This window comes from Fibrella forsythiae (assembly GCF_017353175.1).
In the GTDB taxonomy this organism is placed as follows: Bacteria; Bacteroidota; Bacteroidia; order Cytophagales; family Spirosomataceae; genus Fibrella; species Fibrella forsythiae.
Window position 1 is genome coordinate 1,194,208 of record NZ_JAFMYW010000001.1, and the last position, 19,553, is coordinate 1,213,760.

Consider the following 19,553-nt stretch of genomic DNA (forward strand, 5'->3'; position numbering starts at 1 on the left):
ACAGGCGTCCGGAGCGAATTACTTAGCCGATAACCTCCCAAACGGCTACTGTCCGGTCATCGCTGGCTGTTGCAAAGGTCGTACCTGACAACCACAACACCTTGTTGATCGATGTGCTGTGCCCTCCGTGTCTGGCCCGGTCAATCACTTTTCGGAGGCGCAGCGTGTCGGCATCCCAAAGTTTGATGGTCTTATCCATGCTTACTGTTGCCAGCCAATGGCCGCCAGGGCTAAAGGCCATGTGGTTGAGCGCATACATATGGGCAACAATATCGGCCTGTGGCTGGTAGTCGGCCTCAACATCCCACGAGCGCAGGTGCGCGTCTCGTCCGCCCGCCAGCAGGTGCCGAAAATCGGGCGAATAGGCAACGGTGAATACAGAGTTGGCCGGGCCGCTCAGGGTCCGCTTCAAAACGAACGTGTGCAGGTCGAAAACACGAATCTGATTATCGCTGTACCCAACGGCAACTTCCCGTTCAACCGGGTTAATGGCCACACAGCGCGCCGATTGGGCAGACGCTTTCAGGTGTTTACGAACGGCCCGGGTAGGTACGTCCAGAACAACAACTACACCATCGCCCAGCGCCACAAAGGCTGTCTGCTGATAAATCTGAATATCAAAAATGGCGCCGGTGGTCAGTTGCAGCGACCCAACGGCCATTTTCTGAGCAGGGTCGATAAACTGAATACCTTCGTAGTTTTGCCCCACCCATAAAACGCCACTTGCCGGGTCGATGGCCAGGGCATAGACCGATGCGGGGATGCGGGCCACCAGCGAGCCAAGATCAGGGTGGTCAACGTCCCAGTCGGCCACCTGCCCGTCGGCACCAGCTGAATAAAAATGCCCTGGCTGTAAGGAGGCCATCAAGGCAAAAACGCTGTCACGGTGCCCGCCGAAGGTGTCGAGGCGTTGTATTTTGAGCGGGGCCGGTGTCGGCATAGTAACTAGATTTTAATTGGTACAAAAGTAGTGGCATTTCCGTTGACGTATTACCTTTCCTACCCCATGCCTCAGGTTTCTACCCATACCATCACTCCAGACTGCACGCTCATCCGTTGGCGGATTTCAGAAACGGAAACGGCCCTGAGCGGGCAACTAAGGCTGACGGATGACGAACAGCTCGACCTTGGCGGCATCGCACACCCCGGCCAGCGACTCGAATGGCTGGCTTGCCGGATAGCGCTGAAAACGCTGGTTGAGTCAATGGGAGGCTGCTACACGGGCTTATGGAAAGACGAGTTCGGCAAACCTCATTTGCGTAACCTGGCAGGACACATTTCCCTGTCGCATACACCGGGTTGGGCCGCGGCCGTCTGGCATCAGGCACGGCCCGTCGGGCTCGACATTGAACCGATCCGCGATCAGTTCACCCGGGTTGTACCGCGCGTGTTGTCGGCGTCAGAGATTGCCGATGCCAACGGTCAACCCGACCGGCTGGCTGTGTACTGGTGTGCGAAAGAAGCACTCTATAAACTCTACGGCAAACGCCAGCTCACCTTCCGCGAACACTTACTGGTCGACCCATTTCCGACCGGTGCAACGTACCTGACGGGCCATGTTCGTCTCCCCGATCACCAGGAAACCGTAGCGCTTTACTGCCTGCACGTAGAGCCCGGGCTGGTCATAGTGACCTATTAGTGAGTAACTAGTTGATGAGGTAATCGGCTGTTCACCTGGCTAACCGGCTAAGCGGGTTCCTGTAGGAAATGTGCTTATTTCTCTAAAATTGCCTTTTTTAGCCCAGACCAGGTAACCGCGTTAGCCTGCTGTCGCCCCTATTTTTTTAGTTTCCTTTAAGCGATTTGGCCAGCTAACCCATGATCAGCAATCAACACCAACTTCAGAATTTAAAAGCGGCTAATCAGGTGTTGCAACAAAGTCAGACCTGGTTAGCCGAGCTGCTGGCGCAAGCTCCTGTTGCCATTGCGCTATTGCATGGGCCTGACTATCGCATCAAGCTAGCCAATAAAAGTATGTACGATATTTGGCAGCTTCCCCCTGACCATCCACCAGTGGTCGAACAGCCGGTTTTGACGCATTTCCCAATATGGCGGGCTTGGGTCTGGAAGCGCTGCTAGACCGGGTACGTCGCAGAAGTCATCAAGGGCAATCACGTGGTGCTGTTACCCAACGCGCCCACATTCACGATCACAGCAGTTTCAGACGAGTACCTGACAGCTACCAGCCTTCAACGTGAGGCTATGGTGGGCAATGGCGTGTTCGATATGTTCTTCCGCGACCAATCAGGCTTACGCAGCCTATGCTAGCGCGACGCCCGAAGACCTACAGGGCAAACTGGTGGGAGACATCTTCCCCGGTTATTTTGAGACGATGAGCTTTACTCAAGCCGTTGAGTCTTACAAAACGGGCCAGCTGCTCACCTTCGAAATTCACTACGACAAAGATGGGCTGGATCTTTTTAACTTGATGAGTACCGCCCGGCTAGACGATGAGGTCGTTATTCATTTCACCGATTTCACCCGGCTCAGGCACTTACAAGCACAACTTGAACGAAAAATAGATGAGCTGAAACGTTCCAACGAGAACTTACAACAGTTTGCCTACGTGGCAAGTCATGATTTGCAGGAACCCCTGCGCAAGATCCAGTCCTTCGGAACATTGCTTCAGGAACAGTACGCCCCTCAGCTTGGCCAGGGCACCGATCTGGTGCAGCGAATGCAATCGGCGGCCTTTCGCATGAACATTCTAATCCAGGACTTGCTGACCTTTTCCCGAATTGCCACGCAGCGGGAAATCAATCTATCTATTGCGTTGAACGAGGTGATCAGCCTGATACTGGCTGATCTGGACATGCTCATCACCGAAACCCAGGCTAGTATTGATGTAGGCAGCTTGCTTACTGTCAGGGGCGATGCAGGACAACTAGGCCAGCTGTTTCAGAACCTCATTACGAATGCCCTAAAATCCCGACCCACAACGGGTGCCGACCAGATCAGCATTACGTCAACCACAGTTGACAATGATGAGTTGCCAGCCAACGTCAAGCCGATTCAACCAGCTCAGGCGTATCATCGGATTGATGTAGTTGATAATGGCATCGGCTTTGAACAAAAATATGCCAAGCGCATCTTCCAGGTTTTTCAGCGACTGCATAGTAAAAGCCATTACGCAGGCACAGGAATTGGGCTGTCTATCTGCGAGAAGGTAGCGGCTAATCACGGAGGCACCATTACGGCCACAAGCGAGCCCGGCCGGGGGGCTACGTTCAGCGTGTATTTACCCGTTTATAGCACGTAGCGTTACGGACAGCCACACGAAGTTCGAATCAACCATTGCCCAGCTGTTTACCGGCAACGTACCCGGTTGTCCAGGCATTCTGGAAGTTGAAACCGCCCGTAACGCCATCAACGTCGAGCACTTCGCCAGCGAAGAACAGACCTGTATGAGCCCGGCTTTCGAGCGTGTGCGGGTCGATGGCCCCGAGCGAAATGCCGCCACAGGTCACAAATTCATCCTTGAAAGTGCTTTTCCCGACCACGGCAAACTGGCTATTGCCGATGCGCTCGATCAATCGGTTTTGAACTTTACCGGGCAAATCAGCCCAGCGGAGGCCTTCTGTCACGCCAGCTTCCTGGCAAAATACGTCCCACAAACGAGCGGGCAAACCAACCGGGTTTTGCGACGTTACCTGCTTTTTCGGATGCAGTTGTCGGAACGTACCCATTGCCTCGCGTAACTGATCTTCGTTTTTATCCGGCGTCCAGTTTATTCGCAGCGAAAACCGGTAGTCGCAGTTGGCCAGGTCGCGGGCCGCCCAGGCCGACAATTTCAAAACGGCAGGGCCGCTGAAACCCCAGTGCGTAATGAGCAGCGGGCCACTCTGCTGCTGCTTCGTGCCTATCACCTGCACCCGCGCCATCGGTACCGATACACCCGCCAGCGCCAGCAATGGATTACCGGGCGTATTGAACGTGAACAACGATGGAACAGGCGATTGCAACGGCTCAGCCTGCTCGGGCATCCAGCCGTATGAAGGTGCCTGCGGATAGCCACCCGTTGCCACCAGCACACGGTCGGCCCGGGTGCGTTCTCCAGTCAGAAGGTGCAACATATACCCACCCGACTCCAGCGGTTCGAGGCGTTCTACACCGCAACTGGTTTGAATGCGAACCCCCAGTCTACGGGCCGTTCCGAGCAGACAGTCAATGATCGTTTCCGACGAATCGGTGGTCGGGAACATACGGCCGTCGGCTTCTGTTTTCAGCGCCACCCCCCGATTCTCAAACCAGCGAACGGTTCCTGCAGCGTCGAACTGGGTTAGCAACGGACGGAGCCAGCGATCACCGCGTGGGTAATGGGTAACCAGTTTTTTATGGTCGAAACAGGCGTGGGTGACATTGCAGCGCCCACCACCCGACACACGAACTTTCTGAAGAACCTGACGCCCTTTTTCGTAGATGGTGACAGTGGCGGTGGGATCGGCTTCGGCGGCAGCAATAGCCCCAAAAAAGCCCGCTGCCCCCCCTCCGATAATAGCTAATTGACGCGAAGACATGCGAGAGTAACAGTCAGATACAGGCTTCAAGTTTCAAGTTTCAGGTTTCAAGTGCTTCGATTATCAACAATAGGGTGATTAATCGAAGCACTTGAAACCTGAAGCTTAAAACCTGAAACTTGAGACTAGTATCCGTAGATTTGTCATATGTTTTTCCGACCCAAATTTCGCACTTCTCAACGTTACACTCGCCGGGGGTTTCGCCTCCGGGGAAACACTCTGATTATTCTGTTCGGCTTTTTCATGGTCGGGCTGTTTCTGCACTACAAAGGCCGCACCGAGCCCGTGGTGGCTTTCTGGAACGATGTACGTAGCCTGCTGGGCATCGGCCGGTCAACCCACGAACGTACCGGCACCAATCCGTATAAAGCACCCGAACCAACAACCGATGAAGCCAGCGACGACCGATCATCCGGAACCGACAGTGCTGAGAGCGAAGCCTCAGATAGCCAGTCGGGCAGTTCGGAATCGACAGGCACGGCCACCAGAAGTTCGGAGCAACGTACCTCCGGCAAACTGTTCGACTTTGAAAAGCAGGTCGATTTTATCCTTCCCTCGGGCCATGACGACGATGAACTGGTTCGGCACGATGGCTATACGTTACGGTACGACACCGACCTGAAAAATCCACTATGGGTGGCCTATCCCCTGCTTGCCTACGAAATCACGGGCGACGCCGACCGCGATACCGAACGCTTTGTGCCCGACCCAGCCGTTGATGGGGGCACTGCCCTTCCGTCCGACTATACCAAATCGGGTTACGATCGGGGCCATCAGGCACCGGCAGGCGATTTCAAGTTTTCGCAACAACTGACCAGGCAATCCTTTTTCATGAGTAATATTTCGCCACAGGCACCTCAGTTCAACCGGGGAATCTGGAAATCGCTTGAGGAACAGGTACGTGCCTGGGCCTTTCGCGACGGTGGCCTGTATGTTGTGACCGGACCGGTACTGCGCAAGGGGCTCCCAACAATTGGCCGGGCCAATGAAGTGGCCGTGCCAGACTCGTTCTATAAAGTAATTCTCTACTGCCGCAAAGGCGCCTCACCCGATATCCGGATGATCGGGTTCCTGCTAAAGAACGAGCCGTCAGACGAATCACTAAAAGCGTTCGTGGTACCTGTTTCTTCTATTGAGCAGGCTACCGGTCTCGATTTCTTCGATAAGATGCCCGATGATCTGGAACGCCGATTGAAAATGCAGTCGCGTAGCCAGATGGTTAGCCAGTGGTTTGACTAGTAAAAATGTGGGATTTGGGATATCGGATTGGGGATTGTTGCTGACGCATGAGTAATACGCTTGCGTCAGCAACAATCCCCAATCCGATATCCCAAATCCCCAATCCGATATCCCCGATAAAGTGAGCCTGTTGCCCTGCCGTTCACTAGTGGTTGCTTACCTTTACGCCTCAACAAAAACGCAGACAACTTATGGCACAGGCACAAGCTGGGGATACCGTTCAGGTACATTATACCGGTACGCTAACCGATGGCACCCTGTTCGACTCATCGCAGGGCCGCTCGCCTTTAGAATTTACGCTCGGCAGCGGGCAGGTTATTAAAGGCTTCGACGATGGCATTACGGGTATGTCTGTTGGCGAACAGAAGACAATCAACATTCCGGCCGACGAAGCATACGGTTCAACCAATGAAGCGATGATCTTTACCCTGAACCGCAGCGATATTCCCGACGAAATTCCGCTGGAAGTAGGTATGACGCTGAACATGCACGAAGACGGCAATCCACAGCCTGTTCCTGTTATTGTTCGCGCCCTAAGCGACGATTCAGTGACGCTCGATGCGAACCACCCGCTAGCTGGTCAGGACCTGACGTTCGAAATCGAACTGGTCGGCATTAACTAAAGCTGGCAATCGATTTGTAGCGTAGAAGCCTCAAGTATTGTTACTTGGGGCTTCTTTTTTAAACAGAGAATCTATACATCTCCACAAGCCATGAACACTCTGTACGTATTTGCTGCTGGTTGTATGCTGTCGATTCCGGGCACATTCAGGATTACTTCGGTTTCAAGTCAGCTTCTGGCCGAAGAAAGTAATGGGCAGCATCTTTCCGCAAAACACAGTTCTAGCCCAGGCGATAGCTTAAGCATTCAGTATGTCGACTTGAAAGTTAATAACAGTATAAAAAATTAGTACCAATGCCTGTCTTTGCCTATAAACACAACATCCGTTGTTGAGTTGTATTGACATGAATAGTGTACAATCCAACGTCGGCTATGCCTGCATCAACCTGACGCTACAGGTGGAGGAAAAAGTAACGACCAGCCGGGGAATGATCAAAAAGACATTCACCGAAAAAGGCGTACAGTATGCCTCGCAGCTGGCGCTGCAAAACGTTCAGGACCTGCTGCGCATCGTTGACTGGAACCTTGAACACGGCTTTCGGATCTTCCGTATTTCGTCGGACCTGTTTCCCTGGGCATCGGAATACCGCCTGCACCAACTACCCGATTTCAATGAAATACGGGCCATACTGGAAGAGGTTGGCGCACGACCAATTCGGCTTACCTTCCACCCCGGTCCGTTTAATCACCTGGCCGGTCAGGGCAAAACCCTCGACAATACTGTAACGGATCTGGAATACCAGTCGGAGGTGTTCGACACCATGGGCCTGACCCCGTCGCGCTGGAACAAGATCAACATCCACGCCGGGGGTACGTATGGCGACAAACTGGCCACACTGACCCGATTCGCGCATAATTTCAAAACGCGACTCTCTGAGAACCTTCGTGCTCGTCTGACTGTCGAGAACGACGACCGGCCGACGCTTTATTCGGTGAATGACCTGCTGTTTTTGTATGAACAGATCGGTACGCCAATCGTATTCGACTATTTTCACCACTCGCTGCACCCCGATGGTCAGTCGCAGGAAGAAGCGTTCCATACGGCTTACGACACCTGGGATGTTCGCCCGGTGTGTCATTATTCTGATTCGCGGCGACATTATGAAGACCCGAAAGCCCGCAAGGAAGCCCATGCCGACTGGCTATACACCGCCGCCAATACCTACGGCCGCGACGTGGACATTGTCTTCGAGTCGAAGATGAAAGAGTTGTCTATTCTACGTTTACGAGGCGAGGAACCGGACTACTCGCCCAAAATGAGAAAGATGATCGAATCGGCCGCCGTAGCCGCCGATCTGGCAGGAACAACGGATTAGCGGATTGCTTGACAGTACTATTTGTCCGCTCATGCTACTTTTTTTACGCTTCGTCCCATTTGCCAGATGTAACGTCGTGTCGCTGGATAGATTAGGGTCTACCCTTTCCTACTCCAGCTTATGAACCCTGCTTTCCCGTCAACTCCGGCTTCACCAACGGCCGTATCGAGTAAACTGAATCGAATAGAGGTGGTCGATGCGCTACGTGGCATTGCTCTTTTCGGCATTCTGCTGGTCCATTGCGCGCAGTGGTATACGGCCGGTTCTATACCCGGCAGCGTGTACCAGGCGCAAGCGAGTGGTGTGGCCAATAGCGTGTCGCAGGCCATCATGGGCATTTTCTTCGATGGTAAATTCTACACTTTCTTCTCGTTTCTTTTCGGCCTAAGTTTCGCGCTGATGATGACCCGTTCGCAGGAGCCATCGGGTGTTTTTTATCGGCGATTTGCCTGGCGATTGATCGTGTTGGGCATTATCGGCTATCTGCATCATCTGCTGTGGCGCGGCGACATCCTGTCTATCTACGCCATGCTGGGTTTTCTGATGCTGCCGTTTGGGAAGGTACCCAACACCGTGGTGCTGGTAGTTGCGCTGCTGCTGGTGACCAACGTACCCAGCCGACTCCGAACCGTGTACGAAACGGTTGTCAGCCCACCCGCGCAAAAAGACCCGAAGCAAGAGCAAAAGACCTACGAGCAGGACGCAAAAGCCTATTACGACGTCTTGACGAAAGGCAGTCAGGCAGACCTGATGCGATTTAATGCCAATGCGTTCGGCGTCAAAATGCGCTTTCAGCTAGATAGCGGCCGCATCTTTGTGACACTTGGCTTCTTTCTGCTTGGCCTGTATGCCGGTCGGCGACGCCTTTTTCAACAGTTGACCGAGAACAAGCGTTGGTTCCGTCGAACGACCCGCTTTGCTGGCTTCAGTGTACTCGGAATCACGGCCATCGGACTGGGGCTGTTCGCGGTCTTTGGTAGTGATAAGGCGCCCCCCGCCTGGGTCATGCAAACCGTTACCATCCTGTTCGACCTGCAAAGCGCCCTGCTAACCATTTTTTACATTGCCGGATTTGCCCTCCTGTTTCAACGCCGATCGTGGCAGTGGACAATTGGTCCGTTAGCTGCTGTTGGTAAAATGGGACTGACCAGTTATGTGGCCCAAACGATCATTGGCACGTACCTGTTCTTCGGATTTGGTTTCGGGCTTCTGGACAAAACCACCGTGTGGCAGGCCACGCTGATCACCATACCCATCTTTGTTGGGCAGGTGCTGTTCAGTCAATTCTGGCTTGCTCGGTTCCGGTATGGGCCCCTCGAATGGCTGTGGCGTTCGCTAACGTACCTGCGCCTCCAACCCATGCGCGCCTAGGTACGTTGCTCTTCCTAATGGCTCGACATTTAGTGAGTAAAGTCCTGCTGGTATTACCCTTATCTCAACTGTATAAACTAGCTTTATACAGTGAAAAAATAAAACTGTTCCACTATTTTATTGGCTTTAAAGCTGCCAAGATGTAGCAAGTGCCTGGTGGGACGGTTTTTTTTTAGGGAGACGTTAATGAAAAAGGGCTACTTATCTTTTGTCGTATTAGTAGGCACTCTGCTGTTCACGCTGTGGCAGGAGGCGCTCGGTCAGTCTGATATCAAACATTTCAGCAACCTCAGCATTGAGGAAGGCCTCTCGCAAAGCAGCGTTTACACGATCACACAGGACAAAAAAGGATTCATGTGGTTTGGCACCCGTAACGGGCTGAACCGCTATGATTCCAGGCATGTAGCGGTTTATCAATCCAGAAGTGGTAGCGCCAACAGCCTTCCTTCCAACATTATCAATAGCCTTCTGCTCGATAAACGGGGGCGGTTATGGGTCGGTACATCGAAAGGGATAGCCTTGTACAGGCATCAACAAGACGACTTTCAGGCCGTTGTTCCCCAGGTTGTTACCACCGGAAAGCTAGCTGACTCAACCATCAATACCCTGTTTGAAGACAGTCGACAGCGAATTTGGGCGGGTACACCGCGGGGGCTGTTTCGCTTGCAGCCAACTACAAATCGATGCGATCGGCTGGTTGATCTGACCAGAACGCACCGCGACCTGAGCCATCAGAATATACGGGCGATTTTTGAAGATCGGGACCGGACGATGTGGATAGGAACGTCGGCGGGAATCAGTCGACTCAAACCAACCCCATCGGGGCTGTTCGAGTTAACCAATTTTTTTCTGCATCCCGCCGACTCTGTGTACCATAACATCTCGAATGGGGTGAACGCCATTGCCGAAGACCGCTTCGGCAGGCTATGGGTGGGCACAGAGCGAAACGGCATTGCCCTGCTCGACAAACAACACGGTCGGGTTCTGTCCTGGAATCCGGCTGCGGGTCTGGACCTGAGTACGCAGACCGTTCGGACGATTCTTCCCGATGGAAAAGGCAGTTTCTGGGTAGGCACCATGACGGGGCTGCACATTATTGCGCAGGACGGTAGCCGGTCCACCACGCACATGAACCAGCCGATCGACCCCAGTTCGCTAAGTGATAATTCGGTGCGTTCGCTTTTTCGGGATCGCGACGGGTCGTTCTGGGTGGGTACGTACTACGGGGGCGTCGGCATGTATAGTCCGCTGGCAAGGCAGTTTGGCTCGTATCGCCCCATCGATAGCCGTGGGGGCATGCCGTTCAAAATTTCGGGACCGATGCTACCAGCCAGTACGGGCAATCAACGCTGGCTTGGTACGGAAGACAAAGGCCTTTTTTTGCTGAATGCCGACAAAACGATTGCCCGCCGATACATACACAACCCTAAAGTCAGCCAGTCGCTCACCAACGATAAAGTAAAATGCCTGCTCGCCGACGGACCGAACGGGCTTTGGGTAGGTACGCTCAAAGGGCTCAATTACATCGATTTACGCCGCCAAACGGTGACGCAATACTTGCACGAGCCCAATAACCCGCATTCGCTGCCCGACGATCATATCTATGATCTGAAACGCGACGCCGAGGGGAAGCTCTGGATTGCCACCTACTTTGCGGGTCTATGCCAGTTTGATGAGCAGACTAAATCATTCACCTCGATAACGCACCAGTCCAACCAGCAGAACTCGCTGAGTTCCAACAATACAACCAGCCTGCTGATCGACAGCAAGCAACAACTATGGGTTTGTACTATTCACGGATTAAACCGAAAACTACCCGGCCAGAATGCTTTTGTTCGGTATTTTCAGACGAATGGCGACAGCACATCGATCAGCAGCAACCACGCGGTTTGCGTCTTTGAAGACAGGCAGCAGCGGATATGGGTTGGCACCCGCGACGGTGGCCTGAACCTGTTACTGCCCGATCAGCGATCGTTTCGGCACTTCACTACTGCGCAGGGATTACCGAGCAACACGGTTTTTGGTATTCAGGAAGACCAGCGGGGCCGGTTATGGATCAGCACCGATAAAGGCCTGGCCCAGTTTGACCCGGTTCAGTCCAGATTCATCTCTTATGACCGCCACGACGGCCTGATCTGTAAAGAATTTACCCCTAATTCAACCTATCAGGACGAGCAGGGCAACCTGTATTTCGGCGGGTATAATGGCATCGTCGTTTTCCACCCAGACAGCATTCGCCGGAATACGAAAGCGCCTCATCTCGCCTTTACACAGCTACGCCTGTTCAATCAGCCGGTAACAAATTTGCCGCCAGATATGGCTGGTGACCTGGATTTTGAGTCGGGAGAAGGGCTGATGTTTACGTACCAGCAGAACGTGTTCTCGCTCAATTTCGCCGCTTTCAACTATATCAATTCGCCTAAAAATCGCTACGCGTACCAGTTGGTGGGCTTCGACAAGGACTGGAACTACGTCAGCGAGCCGCAGGCTACGTACATGAATTTGCCGGTCGGCGATTATATACTCCGGGTTAAAGGAACGAACAACGATGACATTTGGAACAGAAAGCCACTGGAACTGAAAATCACCGTACTGCCGCCACCCTGGAAAACGGCCTGGGCGTATGTCCTGTATATTCTTACGTTTCTGGGGCTGCTGCGCCTGTGGTCGGGTTTCAACCGGAATCGGATTCAGCTGGCCCACGACCTACAGGTCGAGCACGACGAGAAGACCCGTCAGCAGGAGCTTCATCAGATCAAGCTGAATTTCTTCACCGAGATTGCCCACGAGATCCGAACGCCATTGACGCTGGTGATGGCCCCAATTGAGGTACTGGCTGACCAGTATGCCGGTGATACGGGCGCGCAAAAGCAATTGTCAATCATGCGAAACAGCACCGATCGGCTGTTACGTTTATTGAACCAACTGCTCGATTTCCGGAAGCACGAGACGGGCAATATCACGCTGCAACAGCAGCAGGTCGATCTGGTCAGTTTCCTGCGTACCATCACCGATTCATTTGTTGAACATGCCCGTACACACCGCATTACGCTGCTCAACGAATCGGAAGTGGCGACACTTCCCGCGTGGGTAGACGGTGGTGAACTGGAAAAAGTGATCTATAACCTGTTGCTGAATGCCTTTAAGTTCACGCCAACGGATGGGATCGTTTCGGTTCGGTTGCAGCAGGAATTCACGTCGTCGACCGGCACAGAGAACGCTATTATCTTGATCGAGGATACAGGTCAGGGAATTTCAGCAGGCGACATCGAGCACATCTTCAATCAGTTTTATCAGGTCAGTCAGCCCAAGACGCGCGATTCGGGCTTTGGGCTTGGCCTGGCGCTGAGCAAACATATCGTTGAGCAACACGGCGGGACGATACACGTTGAAAGTCGGAAAGCGACGGCGCAACAAGCTGGTTTCACGCGGTTTACCATTACCTTACCGCTCAACGTACCTCCCCTGGTAATGACCCAGGTTGAACCCGTTCCTGCACCCGAGCCAGCATCGATCCAGCTACCGCTCAAACTGGTTTCCCAGCAATCATCTCCAGATCATACAACGGCGAACTCCGACCAGCCTATTATCCTTATCGTTGAGGATCAGGACGATATCCGGCTCTACATCCGTCATCTATTTGCCGATAAGTACCAGGTGATTGAAGCGGCTGATGGCGCCACTGGCTGGGAAAAGGCGGCTCACCTGTTGCCCGACCTCGTTATTGCCGATGTGGCCATGCCGATCATGGACGGATTTGCCTTGACCCACCGCTTAAAGTCTGATCCGCGAACGAGCCACATCCCGGTTATCATTCTTACGGCGAAAGATACGGTCGACAACCAGCTGACGGGTCTGGAAACCGGTGCCGACGATTACCTGACCAAGCCCTTCCACCCGATTCTGCTGCAGGCACGGGTAAACAATCTGCTCAGCCTGCGCGAACAATTAAAATCGAAGTACCACCGGCTCATCACGCTACAGCCTCAGGCTCAGGAATTAGACCACCCCGACGCCAAATTCCTGAATCAACTCATGCTGGTGCTGGATCGACACCTGCCTGATCCCGATTTTAACGTGACGAGTCTGGTCAGTGAGATCGGTATGAGCCGGCCGGTGTTGTTCCGTAAGGTGAAGATGCTGACGGGGTTATCGGTCATCGATTTGTTACGAACGACACGGTTGAAAAAGGCGGAACTGTTGCTGAAACAACGCAAAGCCAGCGTATCGGAAGTTGCGTTCGCTGTTGGCTTCAGCGACCCCAAATATTTCAGCCGCGCCTTCCGTGCGCAGTTCGGCATGACACCAACCGAATACAGCGTTCAGGCCACGGAACAGGTTACAGAGGCGTTGTAGTGAGTGCTGGGTACGTTGCTGTTGCAAAAGGTGGCTTCGCGAGCTAGGCTGATGCTGACCGAGTTTTATAAAAGCCGCGTTGTCACTTGCTTGTGGTGAGTGAAGTTGCGGCTTTTATAAAACTCGGTCAGCATCAGCGAGCGATGGTTGTCCCTCCCCCCTAAAACAACGGCCGCTTCTCCCCTAGTTTCTTGGCTCGGAGCAGGGCTTCGAGGTAGTAATAGTCGGCATAGACCAGCGGCACGTCGCGTTCGAACGTTTTCGCGCCGGTGCTATGCAACAGCAGGAAACCGTGATTTTTGCCTAAGGGTGACGCGTAACTTTTGGCTAAACTGGCAATCACCTGATCGGCTTTGGTCCGGTAGGGTGCCCCAGGTACGTAGCTGCTCAGCTCAAACAGCGCCGACGCCATAATCGCCGCTGCCGACACATCGCGCGGTTCGTTGGGAATACCCGGCGCGTCGAAATCGTAATAGGGAACCAGATCGGCGGGCATGTGCGGGTGATTGAGCATGAAGCGGGCAATGGCTTCGGCCTGTTTCAGAAATTGCGGGTCTTTCGTTTCGCGGTAACAGACCGTATATCCGTAGAGCCCCCATGCTTGCCCCCGCGCCCAGGCCGATTCATCGCTGAAGCCCTGGTGCGTGTTTTTCTTCAGCACCTTACCCGTCAGCGTATCGTAATCTACCACGTGGTAGGAGCTGAAATCAGGTCGGTAGTGGTTTTTCATCGTCGTTTTAGCGTGTGAAACGGCGATCTTGTAAAACGTCGAATCGCCCGTGAGTCGGGTAGCGGCAAAGAGCAACTCCAGGTTCATCATGTTGTCGATGATGACCGGGCAATCCCATACCTCTTTATGATGATCCCACGAGCGGATGATACCGGCCTTGGGTTTGAATCGGGTCGATAACGTTCGAGCTGCTTCCACGATGATGTTCCGATAGGCCGGGTCGCGCGTCAGGCGATAGCCGTTGCCGTAGCTGCAGTAGAGCTTGAAGCCCATGTCGTGCGTACCGGCGTTCGTCTTCTCACTCTCCAACCGCGTCGTGAATTGACGCGCCTGATTTGCCCATTCCTGCTTGCCTGTGTATTCGTAGAGGTACCATAATTCGCCTGGGAAGAAACCACTGGTCCAGTCGCGGGCGGGCACAGCCTGCAGGGCTCCTTCGGCCGTAAGCGTTCGGGGTGACACCAGCGCTGGCTTTCCGGTCGGCTGCGACACGCCCCCCATTTCGCCAAGCATCAGGCGTGTTTGCTGTTCAGCCTGGGCGAACAACGTTTTCACCAACCGGTCGGGCACAAAGGCTACGAGCAGCAGAGCAGAGAGCACGTAGGCGGAGGTGAGTAAGGTGTTTTTCATGGAGGTTCGGGAGCGCAGGGATTAAAGCAAAATGGAGAGCATATAAACGAGTAAACTGACGATCAGTACCAGCGATCCAACTTCGGCCAGGGTCGGCGTGCTTCTATCTTTTCTCACGAGTGGAGCGGTTAGGTTTTGACACTGCAAGTTTACCATCGTCCATTTTTCTACTGGGTATGTGTACTGTTCAGGCAGGTGGACAAACTGTTCAGCAGGGTGACAGACCGTTCAAAAAGGTGGATTGATCGCTCCAAATACTACTATTCCATTATTTTATTGTCACATACCCATTACTATTGCCTCATTCCGACAGAAAACCGGGTCTTGGGCTTAAAAAGGCCGCCCGATCTGAAGCTGTTCGATCTGGTCTGTTTTGCGTAGGAACGCTACTCAGTCAGCAACGTAACCAGCAATGAGCTCAATAGAAACGATGAAAAGCCGATTGTATAGTGATCCCATTTCGGTAGTCGTCCGGTTGTCTAAGGGCGGCCTTGTTTCACTGCTGTTATGCGCCGTTGGCTGCGGTTCAACGGCGGTCGATCCGGCAGCACCGCAGCCAGTTGCCGTTACGCTGCGCGATAAAATGCCTTTCCCGATTGGGGCGGCGCTGAACCCGAATCTGCTCACCGGAAATGCTACGTACCGGCAACTGGCCAGTCAGGAGTTTAATAGCATCACCGCCGAGAATTACCTGAAAATGGGAAATGTCCACCCGGCGCAAGACCGCTACGACTGGACGGGCAGCGACGTTCTGCTGAATTTCGCCGAGCAGAACAAACAGCGCATGCACGGTCATACGCTTATCTGGCACCAGTCACTTCCGACCTGGGTAACCAATTTCCAGGGCGATTCGCTGGCCTGGGAAGCCATGTTCAAATCGCACATTCAGACCGTCGTGTCGCATTATAAAGATCGGCTAGCCTCCTTCGATGTAGTAAATGAGGTCTTCGTCGACGACGGCACGTTGAGGCCATCGATCTGGCTCACTCACCTCGGCCCCGATTATGTAGCGCGGGCATTCACCTACGCCCGGCAAGCAAACCCAACCGTCAAGCTGTTCTACAATGAATATGGGCACGAGTATAGCCCTAAACGACTGGCGGCTACGGTGGCGCTGGCCACAGATTTCAAACGGCGGGGCATCCCCATCGATGGGCTGGGTCTCCAGATGCACACCAACATTGGCCAGACCGACGCCAATATTCAGAACGCCATTCAGCAGGTAGCCGCCACGGGGTTGCTTATTCATATTTCAGAACTGGATGTGCGCGTGAATCAGGCCAAGGCAGCGAATTACGTATTAACCGCCGCCGATTCGCAGGCGCAACGGCAAAAGTTCGCGGCCATTGTTCGCGCCTATCGGACACTGGTGCCAAAAGCCCAGCAGCACGGAATTACCACCTGGAACCTGAGCGACGGCGACAGCTGGATTCCGTCCAACTGCAGTTGCCAGGACTTCCCACTCCCCTTCGACAAACAATACGCTAAAAAACCCGCCTACGATGGCATTCTGGATGGATTAAACTGATAATCAACCCTCTGCATCCCAATATAGCATTACGACAACACAGATTTCTAACTCTCAACATGCCAATTTCTTACTGAACACTCATGCAAAAAACTGTATTTTCTACTCTCTTGCTACCGACAACATACAGCTGGCTGGCGCTTGCCCTGGCTAGTGGTGTTGCGGTGGGCCAGACTGTTCCGCCCGGTAGAGCACAGTCTGCCGCCACCCAGCAAGTGGCCACCTACAAGTTTAGCGGCCGGGTTCTTGACGAAAAAAATAGTGGCCTTCCCGGCGCTACCGTGGTGTTGAAAAACGACGCCCGTACCGGAACCACAACCGATGCCGATGGCAAGTTCACGATCAGCGTACCGACCGGCGGGGCAACCTTGGTCGTATCGGCGATTGGCTATCTGGCTAAAGAACTGGCAATTACCAGCGAGACTACCCTCGACGTGACGATGGCACCCGACACTAAGCTGCTCAACGAAGTAGTGGTAGTGGGTTACGGTACGCAGAAGAAGGAAAACCTGACCGGTGCCGTTGCCGCCATTACCATCGATGATAAGATTGCGAGCCGGTCGTTGGCCAACGTATCGTCGGGCCTGTCGGGGCTGATTCCGGGCCTGTCGGTGCAACAATCGACAGGGCAGGCGGGGCGTAGCGGCGCGGCGCTGGTTATTCGGGGGTTGGGCACGGTGAACAACGCGGGTCCGCTGATCGTGGTCGATGGCCTGCCCGACGTAGACATTAACCGGATCGACATGAACGACGTGGCCAGCATCTCGGTGTTAAAAGATGCGGCGTCGGCGTCGGTTTACGGCTCTCGGGCAGCTAACGGGGTTGTCCTGATTACCACCAAGAATGGCTCGGGAAATAAGAAACCGCTGATCAGCTACTCAGGTACGTATGGGCTGTCGCAGCCGACCAATTTCTACAACTACTTCGACGATTACGCCCGTTCGCTGACCATGCACCTGCGGGCATCGGGCGCGGGCGCATCATCGACCACCTTCCGGTATGGCACGGTAGAAGACTGGCTGTCAAAGAGTTTGATCGACCCGATCAACTACCCAAGCACTAACTGGTGGGACGTGGTCCTGCGCGACCACGGCCGGATTCAGACGCATAACCTGTCGGCATCGGGAGGTAATGACCGGGCCAACTTCTATCTGTCGGCGGGTATGTACGATGAGCAGGGCATCCTGATCAACCATGATTTCAAGCGGTTCAACACCCGGTTTAACCTGGATTATAAACTGAGCAACCAGATCAAAGTAGGTATCCGGATGGACGGACAGTGGTCGAACCAGACCTATGCCAACTCGGAAGGTCTGATTACGTACACGGGGACCGCCGGTTACGATATTCGCTACGCCATTCCCGGCATTTTGCCACAAAACCCGGTAACGGGTCAGTACGGCGGCGCCATGGCCTACGGTGAAGATGCGCTGGCTTACAACATGCTGGCGGCGATGAACATCAACCATAACCTGCGCGACCGCCAGGAGATCAACGCGAACCTGTATGGAGAATGGACGCCGATTACGGGCCTGACCGCACGGGTCGATTACGGCTTGCGGTATTACAACCAGTTTACCAAGAGTTATTCTGACCCGACCGACGTCTTCAATTTCCAGACGAACCAAATCTCGCGTACGCTGGTATCGAGCAGCGCGGGTATCAGCAATGCGGTGAACTCGGGCTACAAAACGTTGCTCCAGGGTCGGCTTACGTATAACCGGACGCTCTTCGGCAACCACCAGCTGACCTTGCTGGGCGCGTACACGGAAGAGTATTGGTTCAACCGCAACCTGTCGGCCAGCCGCCTGGAACGGATCAACCCACTGTTGAGCGAGATCGACGCAGCCCTGACCACGACGCAGGCAGCCGGTGGTAACTCCGACGCCGAGGGTCTCCGGTCGGGCATTGGTCGACTCAATTATGTCATCAACGACAAGTATCTGTTTGAAGTAAATGCCCGTTACGATGGCTCCAGCAAGTTTTTGCCGGGTTTCCAGTACGGTTTCTTTCCCTCAGCGTCGGTGGGCTGGCGTTTCTCGGAAGAGCCTTTCTTCAAACCGTTCAGCGCGGTGGTCTCGTCGGCCAAAATCCGGGCATCGATCGGAAAACTGGGTAATAATTCCGGCGTTGGTCGCTACGAGCAGCGCGATATCTTCAACCTGACCAATTACATCCTGAACGGCAAAATCGCCAAAGGCTTCAGCTCGTCGAAGATCATCAACGAAGATTTCTCGTGGGAAGAAACCAACGTCACCAACGTGGGGCTCGACCTGGCGTTCTTCGGTGGCAAGCTGACAACCGACATCGATTTTTATAACAAGCTGACGTCGGGCATGATCCGGCCATCGTCGCTGTCGACATTCCTGTCGGGCTACAACGCACCACGCGTGAACATTGGCAAGCTGAGCAACACCGGTCTGGAGGTGAACGTGACCTACCGGGCCAAGGTGCGCGATGCCAACGTAGGCGCTACGCTGAACATGGCCTGGAACAAGAACAAACTGCTGGAATGGAACGAGTTCCTGAGCAAAGGCTTCACGTACCTGAACCTGCCGTATCACTTCGTGTACACCCGCGTGGCAACCGGTATTGCCCAGAGCTGGGAAGATATTGCCAACGCTCCCTATCAGGGCCAGTATGTATCGCCGGGAGATGTGCTGTACAAAGACCTGAACGGCGACGGACAGATCAACGACGAAGACCGGATTGCCCAGCCCAAATTCAACCGGGATCAGCCGCTGGGTACGTATGGCCTGAACCTGTTCGGCAACTGGCGCGGGTTCGACGTCAGCGTGCTTTGGCAGGGTGCAACGGGTCGAAAAGATTTCTGGCTGGAGCCTTTCAACCAGGTCAACATCCCATCGGCACGAAATGCCTTCCAGGATTTTCTCTGGAATGATACCTGGACGTTGGACAACCGTTCGGCTTCGCTCCCTCGCCTGCTCACCGGTTCGGGAGGTAACAACCAGGCAGAGTCGAGCTTCTGGCTGGATGATTTTAGCTACCTGCGCCTGAAGAATATCCAGGTTGGCTACAACATTCCGCTCAAGTATACCAGCCGCGTTGGTGTCAGCAAACTGCGTATCTACGGCACCGCCGAGAACCTGCTCACCTACACCAAATACCGGGGTGTCGATCCTGAGAAGAGCACCAGCGTATCCGGTGCGGATAACAACGATGATCCGTTCCCACTGCTGAAATCGTTCTCGGTCGGCCTAAACCTCAGCTTTTAACTCATTTC

Annotated in this window: 13 protein-coding genes; 10 read left to right on the forward strand and 3 right to left on the reverse strand. The window is 53.9% G+C overall.

What is annotated here, in order from left to right; all coding sequences use genetic code 11:
- Positions 1 to 22: 22 nt before the first annotated feature.
- Complete coding sequence (locus tag J2I46_RS05390; protein ID WP_207327885.1) at positions 23 to 940, reverse strand: WD40 repeat domain-containing protein; 918 nt, start codon at positions 938 to 940, stop codon at positions 23 to 25.
- Positions 941 to 1,006: 66 nt separating this feature from the next.
- On the opposite strand from J2I46_RS05390, the gene J2I46_RS05395 reads away from it, so the two are divergent.
- The 3 genes from J2I46_RS05395 (at position 1,007) to J2I46_RS05405 (ending at position 3,259) form a co-directional block, all read left to right on the forward strand.
- On the forward strand, positions 1,007 to 1,639 hold the full coding sequence (locus tag J2I46_RS05395) for a 4'-phosphopantetheinyl transferase family protein (RefSeq protein WP_207327886.1): 633 nt from the start codon (positions 1,007 to 1,009) through the stop codon (positions 1,637 to 1,639).
- Positions 1,640 to 1,818: 179 nt separating this feature from the next.
- Positions 1,819 to 2,079: a PAS domain-containing protein gene (locus tag J2I46_RS05400; RefSeq protein ID WP_207327887.1), complete on the forward strand. Its 261-nt coding sequence runs from the start codon at positions 1,819 to 1,821 to the stop codon at positions 2,077 to 2,079.
- 253 nt (positions 2,080 to 2,332) lie between these two features.
- Complete coding sequence (locus J2I46_RS05405; RefSeq protein WP_229379528.1) at positions 2,333 to 3,259, forward strand: sensor histidine kinase; 927 nt, start codon at positions 2,333 to 2,335, stop codon at positions 3,257 to 3,259.
- Positions 3,260 to 3,287: 28 nt separating this feature from the next.
- Here J2I46_RS05405 and J2I46_RS05410 read toward each other — a convergent pair whose 3' ends face one another.
- The gene (locus tag J2I46_RS05410; protein WP_207327889.1) at positions 3,288 to 4,517 is read right to left on the reverse strand and encodes a BaiN/RdsA family NAD(P)/FAD-dependent oxidoreductase; all 1,230 of its coding nucleotides are present in this window, start codon (positions 4,515 to 4,517) and stop codon (positions 3,288 to 3,290) included.
- Positions 4,518 to 4,664: 147 nt separating this feature from the next.
- On the opposite strand from J2I46_RS05410, the gene J2I46_RS05415 reads away from it, so the two are divergent.
- From J2I46_RS05415 to J2I46_RS05435, 5 genes are all read left to right on the forward strand, one after another.
- Positions 4,665 to 5,756: a DNA/RNA non-specific endonuclease gene (locus J2I46_RS05415; protein WP_207327890.1), complete on the forward strand. Its 1,092-nt coding sequence runs from the start codon at positions 4,665 to 4,667 to the stop codon at positions 5,754 to 5,756.
- A 191-nt stretch (positions 5,757 to 5,947) separates the two neighbouring features.
- Complete coding sequence (locus J2I46_RS05420; RefSeq protein ID WP_207327891.1) at positions 5,948 to 6,379, forward strand: FKBP-type peptidyl-prolyl cis-trans isomerase; 432 nt, start codon at positions 5,948 to 5,950, stop codon at positions 6,377 to 6,379.
- Positions 6,380 to 6,722: 343 nt separating this feature from the next.
- Complete coding sequence (gene uvsE / locus J2I46_RS05425) at positions 6,723 to 7,694, forward strand: UV DNA damage repair endonuclease UvsE (protein ID WP_207327892.1); 972 nt, start codon at positions 6,723 to 6,725, stop codon at positions 7,692 to 7,694.
- 120 nt (positions 7,695 to 7,814) lie between these two features.
- The gene (locus tag J2I46_RS05430; RefSeq protein ID WP_207327893.1) at positions 7,815 to 9,065 is read left to right on the forward strand and encodes a DUF418 domain-containing protein; all 1,251 of its coding nucleotides are present in this window, start codon (positions 7,815 to 7,817) and stop codon (positions 9,063 to 9,065) included.
- Positions 9,066 to 9,251: 186 nt separating this feature from the next.
- Positions 9,252 to 13,421, forward strand: a complete 4,170-nt coding sequence (locus J2I46_RS05435; protein WP_207327894.1) for a hybrid sensor histidine kinase/response regulator transcription factor — start codon at positions 9,252 to 9,254, stop codon at positions 13,419 to 13,421.
- Positions 13,422 to 13,581: 160 nt separating this feature from the next.
- On the opposite strand, the gene J2I46_RS05440 is transcribed toward J2I46_RS05435, so the two are convergent.
- Entirely contained in the window at positions 13,582 to 14,781 is a 1,200-nt protein-coding gene (locus tag J2I46_RS05440; RefSeq protein ID WP_207327895.1) for a glycoside hydrolase family 88 protein, read from the reverse strand.
- A gap of 412 nt (positions 14,782 to 15,193) precedes the next feature.
- Between J2I46_RS05440 and J2I46_RS05445 the strand changes: the two genes are divergently transcribed.
- Together J2I46_RS05445 and J2I46_RS05450 are read left to right on the forward strand one after the other, a co-directional pair.
- Positions 15,194 to 16,309, forward strand: coding sequence for an endo-1,4-beta-xylanase (locus tag J2I46_RS05445; RefSeq protein ID WP_207327896.1), 1,116 nt, complete (start codon positions 15,194 to 15,196; stop codon positions 16,307 to 16,309).
- Positions 16,310 to 16,392: 83 nt separating this feature from the next.
- Positions 16,393 to 19,545 (forward strand): SusC/RagA family TonB-linked outer membrane protein, encoded by a 3,153-nt coding sequence (locus J2I46_RS05450; protein WP_207327897.1) that lies wholly within the window; start codon positions 16,393 to 16,395, stop codon positions 19,543 to 19,545.
- Positions 19,546 to 19,553 lie beyond the last annotated feature (8 nt).

Coding starts and splice junctions, on each gene's coding strand:
- J2I46_RS05420 (WP_207327891.1), top strand. CDS start 5,948: ATGGCACAGGCACAAGCTGGGGATACCGTTCAGGTACATTATACCGGT.
- uvsE (WP_207327892.1), top strand. CDS start 6,723: ATGAATAGTGTACAATCCAACGTCGGCTATGCCTGCATCAACCTGACG.
- J2I46_RS05400 (WP_207327887.1), top strand. CDS start 1,819: ATGATCAGCAATCAACACCAACTTCAGAATTTAAAAGCGGCTAATCAG.
- J2I46_RS05405 (WP_229379528.1), top strand. CDS start 2,333: ATGAGCTTTACTCAAGCCGTTGAGTCTTACAAAACGGGCCAGCTGCTC.
- J2I46_RS05430 (WP_207327893.1), top strand. CDS start 7,815: ATGAACCCTGCTTTCCCGTCAACTCCGGCTTCACCAACGGCCGTATCG.
- J2I46_RS05395 (WP_207327886.1), top strand. CDS start 1,007: ATGCCTCAGGTTTCTACCCATACCATCACTCCAGACTGCACGCTCATC.
- J2I46_RS05390 (WP_207327885.1), bottom strand. CDS start 940: ATGCCGACACCGGCCCCGCTCAAAATACAACGCCTCGACACCTTCGGC.
- J2I46_RS05450 (WP_207327897.1), top strand. CDS start 16,393: ATGCAAAAAACTGTATTTTCTACTCTCTTGCTACCGACAACATACAGC.
- J2I46_RS05440 (WP_207327895.1), bottom strand. CDS start 14,781: ATGAAAAACACCTTACTCACCTCCGCCTACGTGCTCTCTGCTCTGCTG.
- J2I46_RS05445 (WP_207327896.1), top strand. CDS start 15,194: ATGAGCTCAATAGAAACGATGAAAAGCCGATTGTATAGTGATCCCATT.
- J2I46_RS05415 (WP_207327890.1), top strand. CDS start 4,665: ATGTTTTTCCGACCCAAATTTCGCACTTCTCAACGTTACACTCGCCGG.
- J2I46_RS05410 (WP_207327889.1), bottom strand. CDS start 4,517: ATGTCTTCGCGTCAATTAGCTATTATCGGAGGGGGGGCAGCGGGCTTT.
- J2I46_RS05435 (WP_207327894.1), top strand. CDS start 9,252: ATGAAAAAGGGCTACTTATCTTTTGTCGTATTAGTAGGCACTCTGCTG.